Below are 20392 nucleotides of genomic sequence, written 5' to 3' on the forward strand. Positions count from 1 at the left end.
GGGGTCGTGACCGTGTACGTCGACGACATGCAGCTGGAGGCCGTGGTCGGTCCCGTCGACGGCGTGTGGTCCCACCTGCTGTCCGACCTGCCGGGCGAGGCCGGACACCGCGAGCTGCTGGACTTCGCCGGCCGGCTCGGGATCGAGGCGCGCTGGATCCAGAACCCGGGGACCGCGAAGGAGCACTTCGACGTCACCGAGCCGACCCGGCAGCGGGCGCTGGCGCTGGGCGCCGTACCGATCACCTATGGGCGAGCGGTCGCCGCGATCACGCGGGCGAAGCGGTCCGCCGGGTAGCGAGCCTTTACCCGGCCAGGACCGCGGGAGTAGCGTGCTGGTGCCCGGTCGAGGGGGGCGGATCGGCTGGGCCTCCACTGCTCCCGGAAGGCCGTCCCGTGTCCCTCTCGCTCCCCCGTCCCCTGGTCCGCGCGCTCGCCGGCGCGACCCTCGCCGCCGGTGCCCTCGTCCTCCCGGCGGCCGGCCCGCCGCCCGCCGCCGGGGTCGGCGCCTGTGCCGCGCCCGCTCCCTCCGTCTTCGGCCCGACCGGCGCCGTGCAGTCCTGGGTGGTGCCCGCCGGCGTGCACCGGGTGAGCCTGTACGTCGTGGGCGCGCCCGGCGGCGCCTCGACCGAGGCAGGCGGCCACGGCGGCTTCCTCTTCGCCAACGGCGTCCCGGTCACGCCGGGCAGCACCCTGCAGGTCGTGGTCGGCGGGGCCGGCGGCAACGGCGTTCCCGGCCAGACGGCCGGAGGCGGCGGGGGCGGGTCGTTCGTGGCGACCAGCCCGACGGCCGCGGGCGTGCTCGTCGTCGCCGGAGGAGGCGGCGGATCCGGGGCCACGACCGGTGGGCTCGACGCCAGCCTCACCGGTTCGGGCCGGGACGGCGCGCCGGCAGGGGCCGGCGGCACCGGCGCCGGGATCGACACCCCGTCGGGCAGCGGGACGGTCGGCGGCTCCAGCCTGGTGGCGCGCACTGCCGGTGACGTCCCGGAGGGCGGTGGCGGAGGCGGTGGCGTGGTCCTCGACGGCGGCGGCCAGGGGGGAGCGGGCGGCTGGGCCATGGGCAGCGGAGGCGCCGGCGGCACCGGCCAGGTCGTGACCGGCGGCACCGGCGGCAGTGGCGGCTTCGGTGGCGGCGGAGGCGGGGCGACCGCCGGCGGCGGCGGTGGCGGGTACGGCGGCGGCGGTGGTGGTGGGCTGCTCGACGGCACGGCCGGCGGGGGCGGCGGAGGCGGCAGCTACAGCAGCGTGCCGCCCGCACAGGCCGGCGTGGCGGCGGACGCGACGAGCGGCCAGGTCGTGATCACGCCCGAGGGCGGCTGCGGCCAACCGGCCACGGCTCGGTGCCACGGCAAGGCGGCCACGATCGTCGGCACCCCCGGTGACGACGTGCTCATCGGTACGCCGGGCCGCGACGTGATCGTCGGCCTCGGGGGCCGGGACCGGATCAGCGGCCGTGGTGGCCGCGACGTCCTGTGCGGCGGTGCCGGTCGCGACGTGCTTCGTGGCGGCGGCGGCAAGGACCGTCTGTACGGCGGTCCGGGCCGCGACCGGCTGGTGCCGTGAGCCGTCAGCGACCTGTGAACTCCGGCGGGCGCCGCTCGAGGAACGCCAGCATCGCCTCGTCGAGGTCGTCGCTGAGCAGGAAGGCCGAGTTCCACACGGCGGTGTAGCGCAGGCCGGCCTCGACGCGGGGGCCGCGCTCGGCGTCGAGGACGTCCTTGATGCCGCGCAGGACCAGCGGGGAGTTGGCCGCCATCCGCGCGGCGAGCCCGGCGGCCGCCGTACGCGTCTCGTCGGGGGTGGCGTGGACGTGGTTGACCAGGCCGATCTCGGCGGCCCGGGCGGCGTCGACGTCGTCGCCGGTGAGGGCCAGCTCTCGCAGGTGGCCGTCGCCGATCACGCCGACCAGGCGCTGCAGGCTGCCGAGGTCGGCGACGATCCCGACCTTGGCCTCGCGCACGCTGAACACCGCGTCGGCCGAGGCGACCCGGACGTCGCAGGCGACGGCGAGGTCCACGCCGCCGCCGATGCACCAGCCGGTGACGGCCGCGACGGTCGGCTTGCTGAGGTTGGCGACGGTGTCGAGAGCCGCCTGCCAGCGCCGGATCAGGGCCATCAGCTCCTGCCGGGCACCGGCATGGGTGGCCTGCCGGAGCGGCGCGAAGGTACCGGCCGCCGCGGCCAGGTCGAGGCCGTAGGAGAAGTGGTCGCCCGCGCCCGCGAGCACCACCGCACGGACGGTGTCGTCGGCCTCGAGCTCGGTGAAGGTCGCGGCCAGCTCGGCGAAGAACGCCTCGTCCATGACCGCCTTGCCGCCGGGTCCGGCCAGGCCGACGGTGGCGACGCCGCCCTCGCGGGTGACGGTGAACCGCCGCTGCTCGGTCGAGGTCACGGCGTGACCTCCTTGACGATCTCGGAGAGCCGGCGCACCTGGGCGACCTTCTCCTCGTCGGTCGCGGCGAGCGGGTTGAGCAGGAAGGTGCGCACGCCGGCCGCGTGGAACTCGGCCACCTGCCGGCGGATCGCGTCCTCGTCGCCGAGCAGGGTGACCGCGTCCACCAGCTCGTCGGGTACGGCGGCGGCGGCCTCGGCCTTCGCCCCCGACAGGTACAGGTCCTGGATCTCCTTCGCCTCGGCCTCGTATCCGTAGCGGCAGGCCAGCTGGTTGTAGAAGTTCTTGTCGCGCGCACCCATGCCACCGACGTACAGCGCCAGCTGGTTGCGGATCGCCTGCACCGCCTCGGGCGACGGCTCGCCGAGGTGGAAGGCGATCTGGAGCTGGATGTCGAGCTCGCCGAGCGCAGGATCGCGCTTCGCGAATCCCTCCGCGAGCGGCTCGCCCCACGCCAGGTCGCGCTTGCCGGGGTGGAAGAACAGCGGTTGCCAGCCGTTGGCGAGCTCGGCGACGAGCGCGACGTTCTTGGGGCCGAGCGCCGCGACCGAGATCGGGATCTCGCTGCGCACCGGGTGGTTGATGATCTTGAGCGGCTTGCCGAGGCCCGAGCCGCCCTTGTCCTTGGTCAGCGGGACGTCGTAGTACTTGCCCTCGAACTCGACCGGCTCGCGCTTCCACACCTGCCGGCAGATCTCGATCACCTCGCGGGTGCGACCCAGCGGGGCGTCGTACTTCACGCCGTGGAAGCCCTCGATGACCTGCGGGCCGCTTGCGCCCAGGCCGAGCGTGAACCGGCCGTCGGAGACGAAGTCCAGGCCCGCGGCCGTCATCGCGGTCAGCGACGGGGTGCGCGTGTAGATCTGGAAGATCGCCGACATCAGCTCGAGGCGCTCGGTCTTCGCGGCGATGTAGCCGAGCTGGCTGACCGCGTCGAAGGAGTACGCCTCCGGCATCGCGACCAGGTCGAGCCCGTTGCGCTCGTACTCCTGGAGCAGCTCCACGGTCTCGGCGAAGCCGCCGGAGTAGTCGATGATCATGCCGAGCCGCATGGCTCCCCCTGGGTTGTGGTGACGGTCGTGACCTGGGACGGGAGCGTAGCCCTCCGGGTGGTCGTGACCCGGCCGTCGCCCCCTCGTTCTCCCCTTGTGGGCAAGCGACTCGGGACGGCATTGGCCGGGATGGTCGTCGTGGTGGGCCTCGCCGGAGGCCTCGCTGCGTGCAGCGACGACGCCGCTGAGGCCGAGTCCCGTTCGGCGCCGGGACCGGCGCGCAACCGGATCCCCGACCTGAAGCCGGCCAAGGCGCTGCAGCGGGCCCGGAAGGCCACCCGCAAGCTGTCCGACGCGCAGTACGCCGGAACACTGGCGATCCCAGCGGGCGAGCACGAGTACGTCGTCATGGACGGCACCTGGCACGTCGCGCGCAATGGCAACTGCACGATGGACGGCAAGGCGGCCGGTTTCGGCAAGCTGAGCGCCCGCATCATCGGGGAGAAGACCTACCTCCGCGCGAACCGGAACTTCCTGATGCGTCTGATCGGCCTGGACGAGACGACGGCCAAGCTGTTCCACAACGACTGGGTCGGCGGCCCGTCCTCCGACGCGACGCTGCCGTTCTGCGACGGCCGGGTCTTCCTCGGCGGGCAGCGGCTGCCCAGCCGCTGCCAGGCGGGCAAGCACAAGACGATCGAGAAGGCCCCGACCCTCGCGTTCACCTGCGCCGGCGGGCGCCACGCGCTGACCGTGTACGTCGCCATCACGGGCAAGCCCGTGATCATGCGGCTGACCGGCACCAACGACCAGGGACCGTTCGAACTGACCATGGTCGCGCACGACACGGGGGTTCCTGTGAAGCCCCCGAAGCCCAAGGCCGTGGTCAACGGACCGTAGCGGCGACGACGACGATCGCGGTGCGCGGCCGGGTCGCCTGGAACCGACCGGCTGTCACACGTCGTTTCTGCCGGGTCGGCGCACAACCCGGGTCACTTCTGCCGGGTCGGCGCAAAACCCGGGCCACTTTCCGCCGGGTCACGCGTGACAGGATCAGCGGGTGACCGACCGCTTCACCACCGCCGCCCGGGCGGACGTCCCGCCGTTCCACGTGATGGACCTCCTCGCCGCGGCGGCGGAGCGGCAGCGCACCCACGGCGACCTGGTCAACCTGGTCGCGGGGCAGCCCAGCACGGGGGCGCCGGCGACGGTCAACGCGGCCGCGATCCGGCTGCTCAGCAGCGGCGACCCCCTCGGCTACACCACCGCGACCGGCATCGTCGAGCTCCGGGCGGCGATCGCCGGCCACTACCGACACACCTACGACGTCGCCGTCGACCCGGACGACGTGGTCGTGACCACCGGCTCGAGCGGCGGCTTCCTGCTGGCCTTCCTCGCGGCCTTCGACGCGGGCGCCCGGGTGGCGATCGCGCGCCCCGGCTACCCCTGCTACCGCAACGTGCTGGCGGCGCTGGGCTGCGCGGTCCTCGAGATCCCGACCGGGCCGGACACCCGGTTCCAGCCGACCGTTGAGCAGCTCGCGGAGGCACACGCCCGGGAGCCGATCGACGGCCTCGTCGTCGCCAGCCCCGCGAACCCGACCGGCACCATGCTGCTGCCCGAGGAGCTCGCCGCGATCGCCCGCTGGTGCGAGGAGAGCGGCGTCCAGCTGGTCTCCGACGAGATCTACCACGGCATCCAGTACGCCGGATCGCGCGCCGGCTGCGCCTGGGAGACCTCGCGCGAGGCGGTCGTGTTCGGCTCGTTCTCGAAGTACTTCTCGATGACCGGCTGGCGCCTCGGCTGGATGCTCGCGCCCGAACGGCTGCGGCGGCCGGTCGACGTACTGACCGGCAACTTCTCGATCTGCCCGCCCGTGCTCGCCCAGCACGCGGCGCTCGCGGCGTTCGAGGACACGGCGTACGCCGAGCTCGACGGGCACGTGCAGCGCTACGCCCACAACCGCGGCCTGCTGCTCGACGGGCTGCAGCGGCTCGGCATCACCCGGCTAGCACCGGCCGACGGCGCGTTCTACGCGTACGCCGACGTCGGGCACCTGACGACCGACTCGATGGCCTACTGCCGCGACCTGCTGGCCCGCACCGGCGTCGCCGTCGCCACCGGCATCGACTTCGACACCGTCGACGGCGGCCGGTTCCTGCGGTTCAGCTTCGCCGGCACCGCGGACGACATCACCACCGCGCTCGACCGGCTCGACGGCGCCCTGTGATTGGGTTTGACCAGCGACGGATCAGGGAAGGGGCGCGTCTCATGTACGGCGACAGCGAGATCATCCGGCGTCGTGCCGCCCAGCTGCGGGACCAGGGGGCCGACGTGCGCGCCCTCGCCGACGAGCTGGTCGCGCGGGTCGAGGGTCTGGGCTGGACCGGCCGGGCGGCCGAGGCGATGCGCGAGAGGGTGACCGACCGCGCCAGCCACCTGCGGGTGGCCGCGGAGCGCCACACCGGTGCCGCGGACGCGCTGGCCGACCACGCCGAGAGCGTCGACGCGGTGCGTGAGGAGATCGCCGCGACCCAGGCGCGGGTCGAGGCGCTGGTCGCCGATGCGCAGGCCCGGATCGCGGCCATCGCCGCCCGCAACGAGGCCGGCGACGGGTTGCAGGTCACGCCCGACCCGCTCGACGAGGCGCTCGTCGCGTTCACCCCACCGCCCGCGGGACACCGCGACTGGCTCACCGTCGACGTCCCCGGCCTGGAGCGCTGAGCGCCCGATGCCGACCATCGACGTCACCTCCGTCCCGCCGGCCGCACCGGCCGCACCGGCAGCGCCTGCCGCCGGTGACGGCGGAGCACTCGCCGCCGCACCCCGCCGGATCGGGCTGACCCTGGCCGAGCTCCACCACGCGGCACACCTCGCCGGCGACGCCCCGCTGCCGTTCGAGGTCGCCGCGCCACCCACCGCCGATGCCATGCAGGCCCGGCTGGGACAGAGCCCCGCGACCCTCGACGACGAAGCCTTCCGCGCGGCCGTCGCCGCGCTGCACGACCCCGCCGACGCCCTCGAGCGGCGCGGCCTGATCGTCGACGGCGCCCTCGACGCCGGGCTGGCCGGTGCGATCGGCCTGCTCGCCTCGCCGCGCTTCGCCCTCGACGTCGACGTCGCCATGGGCGGGGTGCAGGCCAAGGTCTGGCACCGCCAGGGCGGCAGCGCCGTCGCCTCGCTGGCCACGGTCGACGGGATCGTGTTCGAGCTGGGCTGGTTCGGCACCGACGCCTGGGCCGCCGAGCTCGCCCGGGTCGCCGCGATCTCCGAGGAGGTCGTGCCCGGGGCCTCCGACGTGCCGTCGTACGTCGACCTGCCGTTCGAGCTCGCCGACGCCGCCGCCGAGGCCAGCGGCTCGGGCCGGGGCGACCTGCTCCCCGTGCTCGTGTCCCGCCACAGCGGTGCGGTCCGCGGTGCCCACGGCGCCCTGGACGACGCGAGCGTCGCCGGTGTGCTCGCTGCGCTGGCGGGCGAGGCCCGCGGCCGGTTGCGGGCCCTGGTCGCCGACGTGTCCGGCGACGCGGTCGACACCGTCGGCGTCGTGTCCTGGACGCTCATGGCCGACGGCTGGCGCGCCCTGCGCCCGCACCACGCCGACGGCGGGCTGCGGCTGGAGCTGCGCTCCGTCGCACCCGACGAGCTGGCGGCGGTCGTCGCACCGGTCCTCGGGGAGGCGACGCGATGAGCACCGAGGAGCAGCCGCTGACCGCGGTCGAGGTCGCGGACCTCGCCGACAAGTACGACCAGATGCTGCGGCTCGCGGACCTGTTCGACGACGCCGGCGCGCAGATGCGGGAGTGGTCGCAGCTCGGCGCCGACGCGCTCGCCGACCCCGAGGTCGCCGACTCCGCGCCACTGTCCCCCACGACGTGGAGCACCGCCGAGGAGGAGGTGCGGGCCGCGACGACCGGGAAGGGCAGCCTGCTCAGCCGGTCCATCGAGCTCGACGCCGACGCGCTGGTGCTGCGCGCGACGGTGATGACCTACCGCTGGATCGACGAGCTCCAGGCAGCGGCGTACGAGACCCTCGGCTCCATCGCCGGCAAGGCGATCGGCTACCTCGCCCCCGAGGTCAACCTCGGCGGCGCGATCGTGGCGGCCGGCCTGATCGAGACCGACGCGCTCGACCGCGACGGCGTGGCGGCCTACCTCGGCGAGCTGGCGGAGGCCAACCCCGAGCTCATGGAGCACGTCACCACCGGTGGCGGCGTACTCGACAGCCTGCAGATGCGCGGACTGCTCACCGCCGGTGTGCTCGCCGGTGACGCCGGACGCTCCGCGCGCATCGGCGGCCTGCGCGCCACCGGCATCGCCCCGCTGCCCGACGACTGGGGCTCCGCCCTGCGCGACGTCGCCGTCGGCCTCGCCGAGGTCGCGGATCCGGTCGCCGGCGCCGCGGCCACCGTCGATGGCGCTCCCGCCGGGCTCGCCGACCTGATGACGATCCTCGCCGAGCAGCAGGACGGCCCGATCCGGGTCCTGCGCCCGGCCCCCGGGCGCCTGGTCGCCTTCCTGCCCGACGCCGCCCCGGCGCCCGCCCCCGGTCGGCTCCGGCTCGTCTCGGGCGACGCGTCCAGCGAGGCCTCCGCCGTCGTGCGTGCCCTCGCCGCCGCGATCGATCCGGCGGCCGAGCCCGCCGACGAGCCGGCCCGGGTGATGCTGGTCGGCCGCGGCAGCGGCGGGGCGGCCGCACTCGAGGTCGCCACCCGCACCGACCTGCCCGGCTTCGTGGTCGACCAGGTGGTCACCGCCGACGCCCCCGCGACCCAGCTACGCCTGCTCCCGGCCGACATCCAGGTGCTCTCCCTCGAGGACCGCAGCAACCCGGTCGCCCTCCTCGGCTCGCTGATCAACGCCGGCGCCACCAACCGCCTCACGGTCGTCTACGACGCCGGCACCGACCCCGACACCCCCGCCCTGGTCACCGGTGGCCGGGCCGCCGACCGGGCCGACCACCCCGACCTCGTCGCGGCGCTCGACCGCTGGCGCGCCCTGGGCTTCCTGCGCCCCGCCTGACCTCATCCCTCCTGCCGACCGCACCCCATGCGGTTCGGTCGTCGATCGGCCCTTCTCGCGACCAGTTCGCATGGGGTGCGGTCCAGGGGCGGAGCGATCCCGATCACACCCCGAGGCGAGCACTCTCGCGCGCCGGTCCCGTTTCTCGTCGATTTCCTTGACAAAACCCGGGTCAATGTATGCAACATGTTGTTGCGCTAACAGCGTGCATGCTCCCGATTTCGATGACGAGAACGGACCGAGGAACGATGACTGCGACTGCCGACGCCCCGATCGACACCCCTGCCGCGCACGACCTGGCGGGCCTCAGCTACCAGGACACGCTGCGCGTTCTGTCCGAGGCGTCGGTCCACCAGCACTTCGACGCGTTCCTCGACATCGCCTGGGACAGCCCGGAGTTCGAGGTCGTCCCGAACGACCCGCGCTGGGTACTCCCGGAGATCGACTCGCTCGGCGGCACCGACTGGTACAAGTCGCTGCCCCTGGAGCGGCAGATCGAGATCGGCCAGTACCGCCTCGCCAACATCATGAAGGTCGGCCTGCAGTTCGAGCAGGTGCTGATCGGCGGCATCATGAGCCACCTCATCCCGATGGGCAACAACCGTGCGGAGTTCCGCTACTCCACGCACGAGGTGACCGAGGAGTGCCACCACACCCAGATGTTCCAGGAGGGTGTGAACCGGATCGGCGTCGACGTGAAGGGCGGCCCGGGCTGGTTCATCAAGGTCGCGCCGTTCCTGTGCCTGGCCGGCGGCCCGCTGCCCAACATCTTCTTCTTCGGCATCCTCGCCGGCGAGGAGCCGATCGACTACCTGCAGAAGTCGGTGCTGCGCTCGGGCCACGAGCTGCACCCGATCGTCACCCGCGTGATGCAGATCCACGTGGCCGAGGAGGCCCGCCACATCGGCTTCGCGCACACCTACCTGGTCGAGCGCTCCAAGGACTACGGCCGCATCCAGCGTTTCGGTCTCTCGCTGGCCTACCCGCTCATCATGCGCGTGCTGTGCGACGTGATCATGAAGCCGACCAAGCAGATGCAGAAGGACCTCGGCATCCCCAAGGACGTCATGCGCGAGGTCTACTGGAAGTCCGAGAAGTCCCAGAAGCTGCTGCGCGACACCTTCGGCGACGTGCGGATGCTCGCCGAGGAGCTCGGCCTGATGAACCGCGTCTCCCGCCTCGTGTGGCGCGCGCTCGGCATCCACGGCAGCCCCTCGCGCTTCCGCAGCGAGCCCAAGTCCGCCGCGGTCTGAGCCATGGCGTACGTCGTCACGCAGTCGTGCTGCGCCGACGCCTCGTGCGTCGTCGCCTGCCCGGTCAACTGCATCCACCCCGCCCCGGGTGAGCCCGGCTTCGGCACCACCGAGATGGTGTACGTCGACGCGACCGCCTGCGTCGGCTGCGGCGCCTGCGCGACCGCGTGCCCGGTCGGGGCGATGGTGCCCGACGCCGCGCTGACGACCAAGCAGCTGCCGTTCCTCGAGCTCAACGCCGCCTACTACGACGCGTTCCCCCACGCCGACCGCACTCCGGTCGCGCTGGTTCCGCAGCAGCGCCGCCTCACCCGCACCGGCCCGTTCCGGGTCGCGGTGATCGGCGCCGGCCCGGCCGGGCTCTACACGGCCGACGAGCTGCTCAAGCACCCCGAGGTCGGCGGAGTCGACGTCTACGACCGGCTGCGCACGCCGTACGGCCTGGTCCGGCACGGTGTCGCCCCGGACCACGCGTCGACCAAGCTGGTGACCCGGCTGTTCGAGGCGATCGAGCGGCAGCCGCGGTTCCGCTACTTCCTCGACGTCGAGGTCGGCGCCCCCGACAGCACCAGCATCACCCTCGCCGACCTGCGGTCCCACTACGACGCGGTCGTGTACGCCGTCGGCGCCTCCGCCGACCGCAGCCTGGGCATCCCCGGCGAGGACCTGGCCGGCTCGGTCCCGGCGACGGCCCTGGTCGGCTGGTACAACGGCCACCCCGAGCAGCAGGACCTCGACGTCCCGCTCGGCCCGGTCTCCAACCCGTCCGGTCGCGCGGTCGTCGTCGGCAACGGCAACGTCGCGCTCGACGTGGCGCGCATCCTGGCCCGGCCGGTCGAGGTCCTCGAGCGCACCGACCTGGCGCCCGGCCCGCTCGACCAGCTGCGCGCGAGCAACGTGCGCGAGGTGGTCGTCCTCGGCCGTCGTGGTCCCGCGCAGGCGGCGTTCACCGTCCCCGAGCTGATCGGCCTCGCCGCGCTCGACGACATCGACGTGGTCGTCGACGTCGACCCCGCGCTGCTCACCGGCGACGACCAGCGCAGCGCTCTTCTCCGCGACCTGGCCGAGCGCCCGGTCGCCGATGGCAGCGACAAGCGGCGGATCGTGCTCAGCTTCGCGGTCTCCCCCGTCGAGGTCATCGGCACCGACGGCCGGGTCACCGGTGTCCGGGTCGCCCGCAACCGCCTGGTCGAGGAGACCGACGGGAGCGTTCGCGCCGAGGCCACCGACGACACGTTCGTCCTCGACGCCGGCCTGGTCGTCCGCTCCGTCGGCCACCGGGGCACCCCGGTCGCCGGGCTGCCGTTCGACGAGCGGACCGCCACGGTCCCCAACCACGAGGGTCGCGTCGAGCCGGGCGTCTACGTCGTCGGCTGGATCAAGCGCGGTCCGGTCGGCTTCATCGGCACCAACAAGACCGACGCGCAGGAGACCGTCGAGACCATCCTCGACGACCTCGACGCCGGCCTCCCCGCGCCGAGTGGCACGGGCGCCGCGATCGCGGCGCTGGTCGCCGAGCGGCACACCGACGCGGCCGACCTCGCCGCCTGGCAGCGCCTCGACGCCGCCGAGCGCGAGCGCGGTGCGCGTGCCGGCCGGCCCCGCGCCAAGATCACCGACGTCGCGGAGCAGCGCTCGGTCGCCGCGCCGCCCGCCGCCGTACGTCGTCGGGGACTGCTGCGGCGTACCGTGTCGCTGACATCGTGAGGATCGCAGGAGGTGTCGGCATGGGGACGCCGAAGCGGGAGCAGACCGACGGGCGCAAGCGTCGCTGGCAGCAGCACAACGCCGACCGCCGGCAGGCGGTGATCGAGGCGGCGCTGACGGTGCTGGCGCGCGACCTCGAGCCCGGCGCCGAGCTCAGCGTCCAGCAGATCGCCGACGAGGCCTCGGTCCACCGCACCGTCCTCTACCGCTACTTCGAGGACCGCACCGACCTCGACGTCGCCATCCAGCAGGAGATCTGCAGCCGGGCCGGCGAGCTGCTGCTCGCCGCGGTCACCCTCGAGGGCACGCCGCGCCAGATCGTCGAGCGGATCATCGCGGCGTACGTCGGCTGGGGCGCCGACAACGTCGCCCTGATGCGCTTCGCGGAGCGCGACATCGCCGGCGCCGCGTCCAAGCCGCTCGACGACGCGATCGGCCAGATCGCCGAGCAGATCGAGCTCGTCATCGGCGGCTTCCTCGCCATCCTCGACGCCGAGGTCGACGACGACGACCGCAACGCACTCACGCCGTACGTCTTCCTGCTCGTCGGCGGCGTCATCGCCGCCGTCCGCAGCTGGAGCTCGCGCGACGAGCTCGTCCCCCCGGCCCCCGCCTTCACGCGGCTGCTCGCCGACGTGACCTGGCTGCAGATCGAAGGTCTCGCAGCGTCCCGCAGGATCGAGGTGCCCGACCTCCCGGTCGAGCAGCTCCTCAACTTCAAGGAAGCCTGAATGAGCGACACCACGCACCTCGACGTGCTGATCATCGGCGCCGGCCTGTCCGGCATCGACGCGGCGTATCACGTCACCAAGGCGTTCCCGGACAAGAGCTATGCCGTCCTGGAGATGCGCGACTCACTCGGCGGCACGTGGGACCTGTTCCGCTACCCCGGCATCCGCTCCGACTCCGACATGCACACCCTCGGCTTCGGCTGGAAGCCGTGGAAGGGCACCAAGGCGATCGTCGACGGTCCCGACATCCTCGCCTACCTCAAGGAGGCGGCGGCCGAGAACGGCATCGACCAGCACATCCGCTACCACCACAAGCTGGTGCACGCGGAGTTCTCCACCGAGGACGCCCGCTGGACGGTCACCGTCGAGCGCACCGACACCGGCGAGACGATCGAGCTGACCGCGAGCTTCCTGTGGTCGACGTCCGGCTACTACCGCTACGACGAGGGCTTCACCCCGAGCTTCGCCGGCGCCGACGAGTTCGCCGGGCAGATCGTGCACCCGCAGCACTGGCCCGAGGACCTCGACTACGCCGGCAAGCGGGTCGTCGTGATCGGCTCCGGGGCCACCGCGGTCACCCTGATCCCCGCGCTGGCCGACTCGGGCGCCGGTCACGTCACGATGTTGCAGCGCACGCCGACGTACATCATCAGCCAGCCGGCGTACGACAAGATCTCGGCCGAGATGTACCGCCGGTTGCCCGACAAGCTCGCGCAGAAGCTGGTCCGCACCCGCTACCTCACCAGCCGGATCGCGTTCTACGAGTTCTGCCAGGCCCGGCCCAAGGAGTCGCGCGCACTGCTGCGCAAGCTGCTCGAGCGCCAGCTGCCCGACGACGTCAGCTTCGACGAGCACTTCAAGCCGCCGTACGACCCGTGGGACCAGCGGCTGTGCGCCGTCCCCGGCGGCGACCTGTTCAAGGCACTGCGCCACCACACCGTCGACATCGTGACCGACCACATCGACCGGTTCACGCCGAAGGGCATCCTGCTCAAGTCCGGCAAGGAGCTCGAGGCGGACATCATCATCACCGCCACCGGCCTCAACCTGCAGATCTTCGGCGGCGCGACGCTGGGCGTCGACGGCACGAAGATCGCGCCCTCGGAGACGATGGCCTACAAGGGCCTGATGCTCAGCGAGATCCCCAACTTCGCGTTCATCATCGGCTACACCAACGCGTCGTGGACGCTGAAGGCCGACCTGGTCTGCGAGTACGTCGTCAAGGTGCTGCGCCGCATGGACGAGACCGGCACCCGGATGGTCGTCCCGCGTCGTGACCCGTCGGTCGCCGAGGAGCCGTTCCTGGACTTCGAGGCGGGCTACGTCATGCGCTCGATCGACTCGCTGCCCAAGCAGGGCGCGACGTTCCCGTGGCGGCTGAAGATGAACTACTTCAAGGACATCCTCGTCTTCCGCAAGCCCGTCGAGGACGAGGCGCTGGAGTTCTCGGCCTGAGCTCGCGCCAGTTTCACCGGTCGGCCGGTGAAACTGGCGGGGTTGGACGACGAAACTGGCGCTTGGACGAGGATGCTTCCTCGTCCAACCGGGAGTTTCACCGGTCGGCCGGTGAAACTCCCGCAGCCACTCACCACGCGAGGTCGTGCACGAACTCGCTGAGCTGGGTCAGGTTGCGGCACTCGATCATCCGCACGATCTCGCCGTACGCCGGCGCGGCCGAGTCGCCCGTCCCCCAGTTGCGCTCGTGCTCGGGGTTGAGCCAGAAGGTCCGCTTCACCGAGCCGGTCAGCCGGCGCAGCGCGTCCTCGTGGAGGTCGCTGTAGTTGGAACGGGCGTCGCCGAGGATGAGCAGGGTCGTCTTCGGCGTGAGCGCGTCGAGGTGGTTCTCCTCGAACTTGGTGAACGCCCGGCCGTAGTTGGTCCGGCCCCACAGCGCGGCGTGCGAGGTGGCGGCGGCGAGGTCGCTGAGGACGTCGACCGGGTCGGCACCGGGCCGGAAGTGGCCGGTGACCTCGTGGACGTGGTCGATGAACGTGAAGGCCCGCATGCTCTGGAAGACCTCGCGCAGCGCGAACACGAAGAGCAACGTGAACTGGGCGAAGTTGGCCACCGAGCCGCTGACGTCGCAGAGCACGACGAGGTCGGTGCGGTGCGGCCGCTTGGGCCGGTGGTGCGTCGTGATCGGTACGCCGCCGGTGGCGATCGAGGCGCGGACGGTGCGCCGGAAGTCGAGCGGCGCGGTACGCGCGTGCCGGGAGTGCTGCTCCTTGGCGAGCCGGGTGGCGAGCCGGCGGGCCAGCGGGAAGATCTCCTTGCGCATCTCGTCGAGGTCGGTACGACGCGCGGCCATGAAGGCGAGCTTGTCGATGCTGGGGCGCACGGCGACCTCGGCGACGTGGTCGGGCCCCTTCTCCTCGGCGATGCGGCGGCGGGCGTCGTCCTCGACCATGGCGGTGAACGAGCCGATCCGGCGGTTGGCCCGGCGGCGGGCGTCCTCCTCGTCGGTGCCCTCCCGCATCAGCCCGGCGACCAGCTTGTCGACGAGCTCCTGGGGAGCCACCCTCTGCAGCGCGGTGTAGGCCGACCAGGACGACAGCCCGGGCCCACGGCCGGGCATCGCGCCGAAGACGCCGACCATCTCGGCGGCCATCCGGCGCAGCTCGGCCTCGTCGAGCTCCCCGACCTCGAACGCCTCGAGTGCCTCGGCCAGGCGGTCACGGAAGTCGACCAGGGCGGCAGCGTTGTCGCGCACCTGCCCGTCACCGGCCTCTTCCCCACCCTGTTCGACCGCGCCGTTGCCGACCATCGCGGGGAAGTAGACGTCGAAGAGCGCGTCGAAGGTGGTGCGCTGAGCCTGCTTCTTGACCATCGTGGCGGCGAACGCGTCGCGCACCGTCGCCCGCTCGCCCCAGCGCACCGCGCCGAGCGCGGCGAGGGAGTCGATGTCCTCGGCGAGCGAGACCGACAGCCCGGCGCCGCGCAGCGCCTCGACGAACGCGAGATGGCGCTCGAGGAGCCCAGACTGCTCGGCGTACTCGGTCATCACGGCCTCAAGCCCGGGCGAGCTTGAGCTCCTTGACGGCGCGCTCGTGGTCGGACTGGTGCTTGAGCACGGCGCCGAGGGTGTCGGCGATCGCCTTGGCGTCGAGGTCGCGGATCTCGAGCGCGATCAGGGTTCGGGCCCAGTCGACCGACTCGGCGATCGAGGGTGCCTTCTTCAGCTCCAGCTCGCGCAACCGCCCGACGGTGGTGACCAGCTGCTCGGCGATCCGGTCGTCGAGGCCGGGGACCTGCTGCTGCAGGATCTGCCGCTCGCGGGCGGCGTCCGGATAGTCGATGTGGAGGTAGAGGCAGCGGCGCTTGACCGCCTCGGACAGCTCGCGGCTGGCGTTCGAGGTCAGGACGACGAACGGGCGGCGGGTCGCGGCGACGGTGCCGAGCTCGGGGATGGTCACCTGGAAGTCGCTGAGCACCTCCAGCAACAGGCCCTCGACCTCGATGTCGGTCTTGTCCACCTCGTCGATGAGCAGCACCGTCGGCTCCTCGCGCCGGATCGCGGTGAGCAGGGGCCGGGTGAGCAGGAACTCCTCGGAGAAGATGTCGTCGTGGGTGGCATCCCAGTCGACACCGGAGTCGCCGGCGTTGGCGGCCTGGATCCGCAGGAGCTGCTTCTTGTAGTTCCACTCGTAGAGCGCGCGCGCCTCGTCGAGCCCCTCGTAGCACTGCAGCCGGACCAGCTCGGCGCCCGTCGCCCGGGACACCGCCTTCGCCAGCTCGGTCTTCCCGACGCCGGCCGGCCCCTCGAGCAGCAGCGGCTTCTCCAACGCGCCGGCGAGATAGGTGGTGGTCGCCGTGGCGGCGTCCGCGAGGTAGCCCGCCGCCGCGAGCCGGGTGGCCGCGTCGGCCGGGGCGTCGAACCAGGTCATGGCCCCATCCTGCCGTGCGCCGGTGTCTGTCACGTCACGCGGTCGTGACCCGGCCGCCCTCCCGTCGTTGTGATGGGCAGTGGGAAGAGACCCGGCGACGGGCTGACCGGGACACTGGACAAGGGGGGCTCATGAGCGTTGTCGTCACGGCCCCGACCTGGCTTCGGGTCGCCGTCCACGCCACGCGTACGTCGACCACCGTGGCCGCCCTCACCCTGCTGGTCGCCTTCGGCGGGATCGGCTCGGTCGCGACGCGACCGCCCACCGACCCGGCTCGCCGCATCGACATGTCGTCGGGTCCCCTCGACTCGCTGATGCAGGAGAACCGGTGCTCGCCGACCGGCTTCGACCGCGACGTCATCCCGAGCAAGGCGATCATCCGCACCCCGGACGGCGCCACCGAGCTGGTGTCCTTCGACCGCGGCTGGGCCGTGTTCCTGGGCGAGGCCGCGGGCGAGCTGGTCGCCGTCTGCCTCGGCCCGGCCGACGCCGGCTGACCCCGTCAGGGGTGCTGGCCGGACTCGGCATGCCCGATGGTGCAGTGCCGAGCTCGTCCCATCCGCAACCCTGCCGGGCCGGACGCCCGACAGGGTTGCGGCGGCTGCACGAGACGGCCCACCCGGGTCTCGGGGTCAGTGCGCAGTGGGGTGCACACGTGGGGCCGCTGCTCCTGCAGCTGCACACGCCGGGCGGCAAGGGGACGACTCTGCGCACCGACGTGGGATCTGTGGACCGTCCTGGTCAGCCTGGATCGACGACGGGGGTCGCGTACCAGATCGTGCGGTGAGTCCAGCGCCCCGGGCCGAGCCGCTTGCCCGAGCACACCACGATCACCAGCTGCTCCGGCCCCCACCAGCGGAAGGCCTTCTTGCGGGGGACCTTGGTGGCGCCGTACTTCTTGCGCCCGGTGACCTGGTAGCAGGCATTCGCGGAGCCGTTGGCGAGCTGGAGCCGGTCACCCACGGCGAGCGAGCGGAGCAGCGCGTTGCCGAGCGCCGAGTCGTCGGGCCAGGTGTGCGCCACCATGATCACGCTGCCCTTGCCGCCGCCCGGCCGGACCTGCGGATCGAGGCCCATCAGCCACTTGCCACGCTTGGTGACCGGCGGCGTGCCGACCGCACCCGAGGGGGTACGGCGCACGCGCACGACGCTGACCGACCGGCCGATCGCGGGGATGCTGGTCGTCGCCGGGGTGAACGGTCCTGCCGGTGTGGAGCAGGCCGCGGTCGCGCGGACCCGCTCCACGGGTGTCGCGTCCGCGCCGGGGACGACGGCCCCGCCCAGCACCACGGCGAGGCTGACCGTCAGTGCCGCAGCGACACCTGCGTGCGCGACGGCGCGCAGCGGGCCACGCGTGTGCACGACCCGCTGCGGCCCGGATCGTTCGAGGGCCATCCCTACCTCCAAGAAGCTGATGTCCGCGGACGCGGAACGGGCGCGCACCGACGGTGCTACGTCACGCCGAGTTCCTCGCGTCTCCGACGGAGGCAGGACGCGAACCGTCGATCCCCTCCACCTGCCTGGACGCTAGCGGCGCGATCGAGGCCCACTCCGCGCTTCGGCAGAGCTGGTTGAGGATTGTCCCCCGTTGAGGGGGCAGAGCCGGGTCATGGGAGCCCGAGCGATCCGTCGCTCATGACGACGGGGTCATCAGGCCGTCTCGGATCGCCTCCCGGTTGAGGTCGATCTTCGTCCGCACCGGACGCCCGACGTCGGCGTACTTGGCCTTCACGCGCTCGATGTACTTCTTGACGGTGTCGCGCTTCACCCCCAAGGCCTCGGCGACCGCGTCGAGGGTCAGGCCGGACGCGTAGAGAACCAGGGCGCGCTCCTCCTGATCGCTGAGCCGGGGACGCTGAGCGTCCCCCGCCATCACGCTCGCCAGCTCCGGGGTGATCCACTGACGGCGCCGGAGCACCGCCCAGAGCGCAGCGACGATGTCCTCCTCGGTGTCCCTCTTGCCCACGAAACCGGTGACTCCGGCGCGGATCATGGCGCGCACGAGCGGGACCGACGCCATCGCGGAGAGCACCAGGACACGCAGCCCGGAACGCACCAGCCGCTCGACGACGGCCGGGTCCGCGTCGCGGCCACGGTCGACGACGAGGTCGAGGACGACGACATGCGGCCGCTCGTGCGACGACCGGCCCGCCATCCAGGTCATCAGCTCGTCGAGCGTCTCGCAGGAGCACACCACCCGCAGGCCGGGCTGCCGGCCGACCAGCTCCTCGGTGCGCAGCCGCTGCAACCGATGGTCCTCGACGATCGCGACGCGCCAGTACGCAGGCCCGCCCTCCTGCACGTGTGTCACTGGATATGAGCCTTCCTGAATCTCCGCTGCCCCGGACTCGACCAGGTGGAAGACTGGGGGGACTGCGGGCGGGCGCGCCAGGCCGTTGGACAGCACGCGGTCCCTCGCGTCGTCTGGCGTCGATCGCGCCGGCCGTCCTGTCACCTGTTCGGGGGGCATTTGAGCCGAGTTGCCCCACTTAGGGGGATTCGCGCACCGGGAGGCCGATAGAAAGCCGGGCATGTCCGCATTGACTACCTCCCCCCGACGTCGCGTGAGGCTCGCCGGCATCGCCGCGCTGGCCACCGCGACCGCCACGATCACCATCTTCGGAAGCGTGCCCAGCTCGCACGCCGATCCCGCCCCCGAGCCCGAGGAGCCGACCGTGCTCGGCGTCGGCGCGTTCGAGGAGACCCCCGCTCCCGGCTCCTGCGCCGCAGTGGTCACCCTCGAGGGCGCCAACGGCGGCACCGCCGTCTCCACCGGCGACGACGACCCGGAGACCGAGGACCCGGACGACCCGATCCAGGTCGGCGGCGGCCAGGGCGCCCGCATCCAGTTCCGCATCCCGGTAGCGCCGGGCGACGTGCTCACCGGCGTGGTCGGCGACGGCGGTTCCGGCGGCGGCATCGGTGGCGCCTCCGGCGACGACAAGGGCGGCAACGGCGGTCCCGGCGGCCACACTGGTGGTGGCGGCGGCGGCTACACCAGCTTCTCAGTCAACGGCGACCTCGTCGCGCTGGTCGGCGGCGGCGGCGGCTCTGGCGGCGGCCACAACGGCGACGCAGGCGGCGGCGGTCACGCCGGCGTCGTCGACGGCGCAGGCACGTGGGCCGGCCAGGAAGGCGCGGCCGGCAACGATGCCACCGCTGACACGCCCGGCGCGCCCGGCGGCGGCCAGGGCGGCGACACCAGCGCACCCGGCGCCGGCGGCGTCCACGCGAGCGACACCGACAACAACGGTCACCCCGGCGACGCCCGCAACGGCGGTGAGGGCGGCGGTCCCAACGGCGCCGACCAGGGCGGCGGCGGCGGCGCCGGCTACTTCGGCGGCGGCGGCGGTGCCACCACCATCGGCGACGTGACCGGCCCGAACGGCGCGATCATCGGCGGCGGCGGTGGCGGCGGCTCCAGCTACTTCGACACCGCCCACGGTGCGGCTCTCATCCCCCAGGCAGAGGGCGAGAAGCTGGCCGACGACGAGCCGAGCCGCGACGGCACCGGCGAGATCGAGTGGGTGCCGTGCAACTACGACCTGTCGGTCACCAAGACGGCCGCGGCCGAGGTGTTCGAGTCCGGCACGCCGGTCACCTACACCCTGGTGATCACCAACAACGGTCCCGACCTGATGGGCATCGACGACACGGTCACGGTCACCGACGACAAGGCCGGCGGCGGCACCCTGGTGTCGGTCCAGGCCAGCGGCAGCGGCACGCCGTTCTCCTGTGACACCGCGGTCGGCTCGGCGATCCCCGCCGACGGCGAGCTCGACTGCTCGCGGCCCGTGGGCGACGACGTCCGCGGTCTCGACAACGGCGAGAAGCTGACCCTGGTCTACAGCAAGGTCCTCACCGGCAACGCACCCGTGCTGAACAACGTGGGCGTCACCGACCGCGGCAACCCGGCGAACAACACCGCGGCCGCCACCGTGCAGCCGGCCGTTCCCGGTGTCGCGCTGGTCAAGAAGGCGACGCCCAAGAAGGTCGCCAAGCTCGGCGAGAAGATCAAGTACACCTTCAAGGTGACCAACACCGGCAACATCGCGCTGAAGACGGTCACGATCGCGGAGCAGCAGTTCAGCGGCAAGGGCAGCCTGACGCCGAAGTGCCCGGCGCTCCCGGCCACCGGCCTCGCCCCCGGGGCCTCGATCACCTGCACGGCCACCTACAAGGTCCACAAGCGTGACCTGGTGGCCGGCAAGGTGGTCAACGTCGCAACGGCCGCCGGCACCACCCCCGCCGGCAACCCGGTCCAGTCGCTGCCGTCGAAGGCCAAGGTCAAGACGCCCAAGCAGCCCAAGAAGGTCGCGGGTACGCCTGCCACTGGCGCCCGGAGCCTCTCCGGACGCTGAGCCAGACCAGGCACCACCCCAGGCTGGATGTCGAAAGGCGGAGGGGCCGCA

General features: G+C 72.6%; 19 protein-coding genes. 13 read left to right on the forward strand and 6 right to left on the reverse strand.

What is annotated here, in order from left to right; genetic code table 11:
* Nucleotides 1–6: 6 nt before the first annotated feature.
* Both FBY23_RS25255 and FBY23_RS25260 read left to right on the forward strand, forming a co-directional pair.
* The gene (locus FBY23_RS25255; protein ID WP_141800658.1) at nt 7–297 is read left to right on the forward strand and encodes a DUF4031 domain-containing protein; all 291 of its coding nucleotides are present in this window, start codon (nt 7–9) and stop codon (nt 295–297) included.
* A gap of 98 nt (nt 298–395) precedes the next feature.
* Complete coding sequence (locus FBY23_RS25260; protein ID WP_141800659.1) at nt 396–1565, forward strand: calcium-binding protein; 1170 nt, start codon at nt 396–398, stop codon at nt 1563–1565.
* Nucleotides 1566–1569: 4 nt separating this feature from the next.
* Here FBY23_RS25260 and FBY23_RS25265 read toward each other — a convergent pair whose 3' ends face one another.
* Nucleotides 1570–2394 carry a crotonase/enoyl-CoA hydratase family protein gene (locus tag FBY23_RS25265; protein ID WP_141800660.1) on the reverse strand — a complete coding sequence of 275 codons (825 nt, stop codon included), beginning with the start codon at nt 2392–2394 and terminating at the stop codon, nt 1570–1572.
* Nucleotides 2391–3446 carry an LLM class F420-dependent oxidoreductase gene (locus tag FBY23_RS25270; RefSeq protein ID WP_141800661.1) on the reverse strand — a complete coding sequence of 352 codons (1056 nt, stop codon included), beginning with the start codon at nt 3444–3446 and terminating at the stop codon, nt 2391–2393. The genes FBY23_RS25265 and FBY23_RS25270 overlap by 4 nt, the downstream gene beginning before the upstream one ends.
* Before the next feature lie 96 nt (nt 3447–3542).
* On the opposite strand from FBY23_RS25270, the gene FBY23_RS25275 reads away from it, so the two are divergent.
* The 9 genes from FBY23_RS25275 (at nt 3543) to FBY23_RS25315 (ending at nt 13551) form a co-directional block, all read left to right on the forward strand.
* Entirely contained in the window at nt 3543–4286 is a 744-nt protein-coding gene (locus tag FBY23_RS25275) for a hypothetical protein (RefSeq protein WP_141800662.1), read from the forward strand.
* Nucleotides 4287–4446: 160 nt separating this feature from the next.
* Entirely contained in the window at nt 4447–5616 is a 1170-nt protein-coding gene (locus FBY23_RS25280; RefSeq protein WP_260806553.1) for an aminotransferase class I/II-fold pyridoxal phosphate-dependent enzyme, read from the forward strand.
* 41 nt (nt 5617–5657) lie between these two features.
* Nucleotides 5658–6110 (forward strand): WXG100 family type VII secretion target, encoded by a 453-nt coding sequence (locus FBY23_RS25285; RefSeq protein ID WP_141800663.1) that lies wholly within the window; start codon nt 5658–5660, stop codon nt 6108–6110.
* A 7-nt stretch (nt 6111–6117) separates the two neighbouring features.
* Complete coding sequence (locus tag FBY23_RS25290) at nt 6118–7074, forward strand: hypothetical protein (RefSeq protein WP_141800664.1); 957 nt, start codon at nt 6118–6120, stop codon at nt 7072–7074.
* Nucleotides 7071–8405: a hypothetical protein gene (locus tag FBY23_RS25295; RefSeq protein WP_141800665.1), complete on the forward strand. Its 1335-nt coding sequence runs from the start codon at nt 7071–7073 to the stop codon at nt 8403–8405. Before FBY23_RS25290 ends, FBY23_RS25295 begins: the two co-directional genes overlap by 4 nt.
* Before the next feature lie 248 nt (nt 8406–8653).
* Nucleotides 8654–9658, forward strand: coding sequence for a diiron oxygenase (locus FBY23_RS25300; protein ID WP_141800666.1), 1005 nt, complete (start codon nt 8654–8656; stop codon nt 9656–9658).
* Between the two features lie 3 nt (nt 9659–9661).
* A complete protein-coding gene (locus FBY23_RS25305) occupies nt 9662–11365 on the forward strand; it encodes an FAD-dependent oxidoreductase (RefSeq protein WP_141800667.1) in 1704 nt (567 codons plus the stop codon).
* A gap of 20 nt (nt 11366–11385) precedes the next feature.
* Nucleotides 11386–12096 (forward strand): TetR/AcrR family transcriptional regulator, encoded by a 711-nt coding sequence (locus FBY23_RS25310; RefSeq protein WP_141800668.1) that lies wholly within the window; start codon nt 11386–11388, stop codon nt 12094–12096.
* Nucleotides 12097–13551, forward strand: coding sequence for an NAD(P)/FAD-dependent oxidoreductase (locus FBY23_RS25315; RefSeq protein WP_141800669.1), 1455 nt, complete (start codon nt 12097–12099; stop codon nt 13549–13551). It abuts the gene before it with no gap.
* 130 nt (nt 13552–13681) lie between these two features.
* On the opposite strand, the gene FBY23_RS25320 is transcribed toward FBY23_RS25315, so the two are convergent.
* Together FBY23_RS25320 and FBY23_RS25325 are read right to left on the reverse strand one after the other, a co-directional pair.
* Entirely contained in the window at nt 13682–15097 is a 1416-nt protein-coding gene (locus FBY23_RS25320) for a VWA domain-containing protein (RefSeq protein WP_141800670.1), read from the reverse strand.
* 7 nt (nt 15098–15104) lie between these two features.
* Nucleotides 15105–15980, reverse strand: a complete 876-nt coding sequence (locus FBY23_RS25325) for a MoxR family ATPase (RefSeq protein WP_141800671.1) — start codon at nt 15978–15980, stop codon at nt 15105–15107.
* A 131-nt stretch (nt 15981–16111) separates the two neighbouring features.
* Here FBY23_RS25325 and FBY23_RS25330 point away from each other — a divergent pair, with 131 nt between their 5' ends.
* A complete protein-coding gene (locus FBY23_RS25330) occupies nt 16112–16477 on the forward strand; it encodes a hypothetical protein (RefSeq protein ID WP_141800672.1) in 366 nt (121 codons plus the stop codon).
* A 244-nt stretch (nt 16478–16721) separates the two neighbouring features.
* Here the strand turns inward: FBY23_RS25330 and FBY23_RS25335 are convergent, their stop codons facing one another.
* Nucleotides 16722–17375, reverse strand: coding sequence for a class F sortase (locus FBY23_RS25335; protein WP_141800673.1), 654 nt, complete (start codon nt 17373–17375; stop codon nt 16722–16724).
* Nucleotides 17376–17613: 238 nt separating this feature from the next.
* Complete coding sequence (locus FBY23_RS26105) at nt 17614–18291, reverse strand: response regulator (protein WP_160158370.1); 678 nt, start codon at nt 18289–18291, stop codon at nt 17614–17616.
* A gap of 220 nt (nt 18292–18511) precedes the next feature.
* On the opposite strand from FBY23_RS26105, the gene FBY23_RS25345 reads away from it, so the two are divergent.
* Nucleotides 18512–20341, forward strand: coding sequence for a DUF11 domain-containing protein (locus tag FBY23_RS25345; protein WP_160158371.1), 1830 nt, complete (start codon nt 18512–18514; stop codon nt 20339–20341).
* Nucleotides 20342–20392 lie beyond the last annotated feature (51 nt).

Origin of the sequence: Nocardioides sp. SLBN-35 (assembly GCF_006715725.1) — a bacterium.
Lineage (GTDB): Bacteria > Actinomycetota > Actinomycetes > Propionibacteriales > Nocardioidaceae > Nocardioides.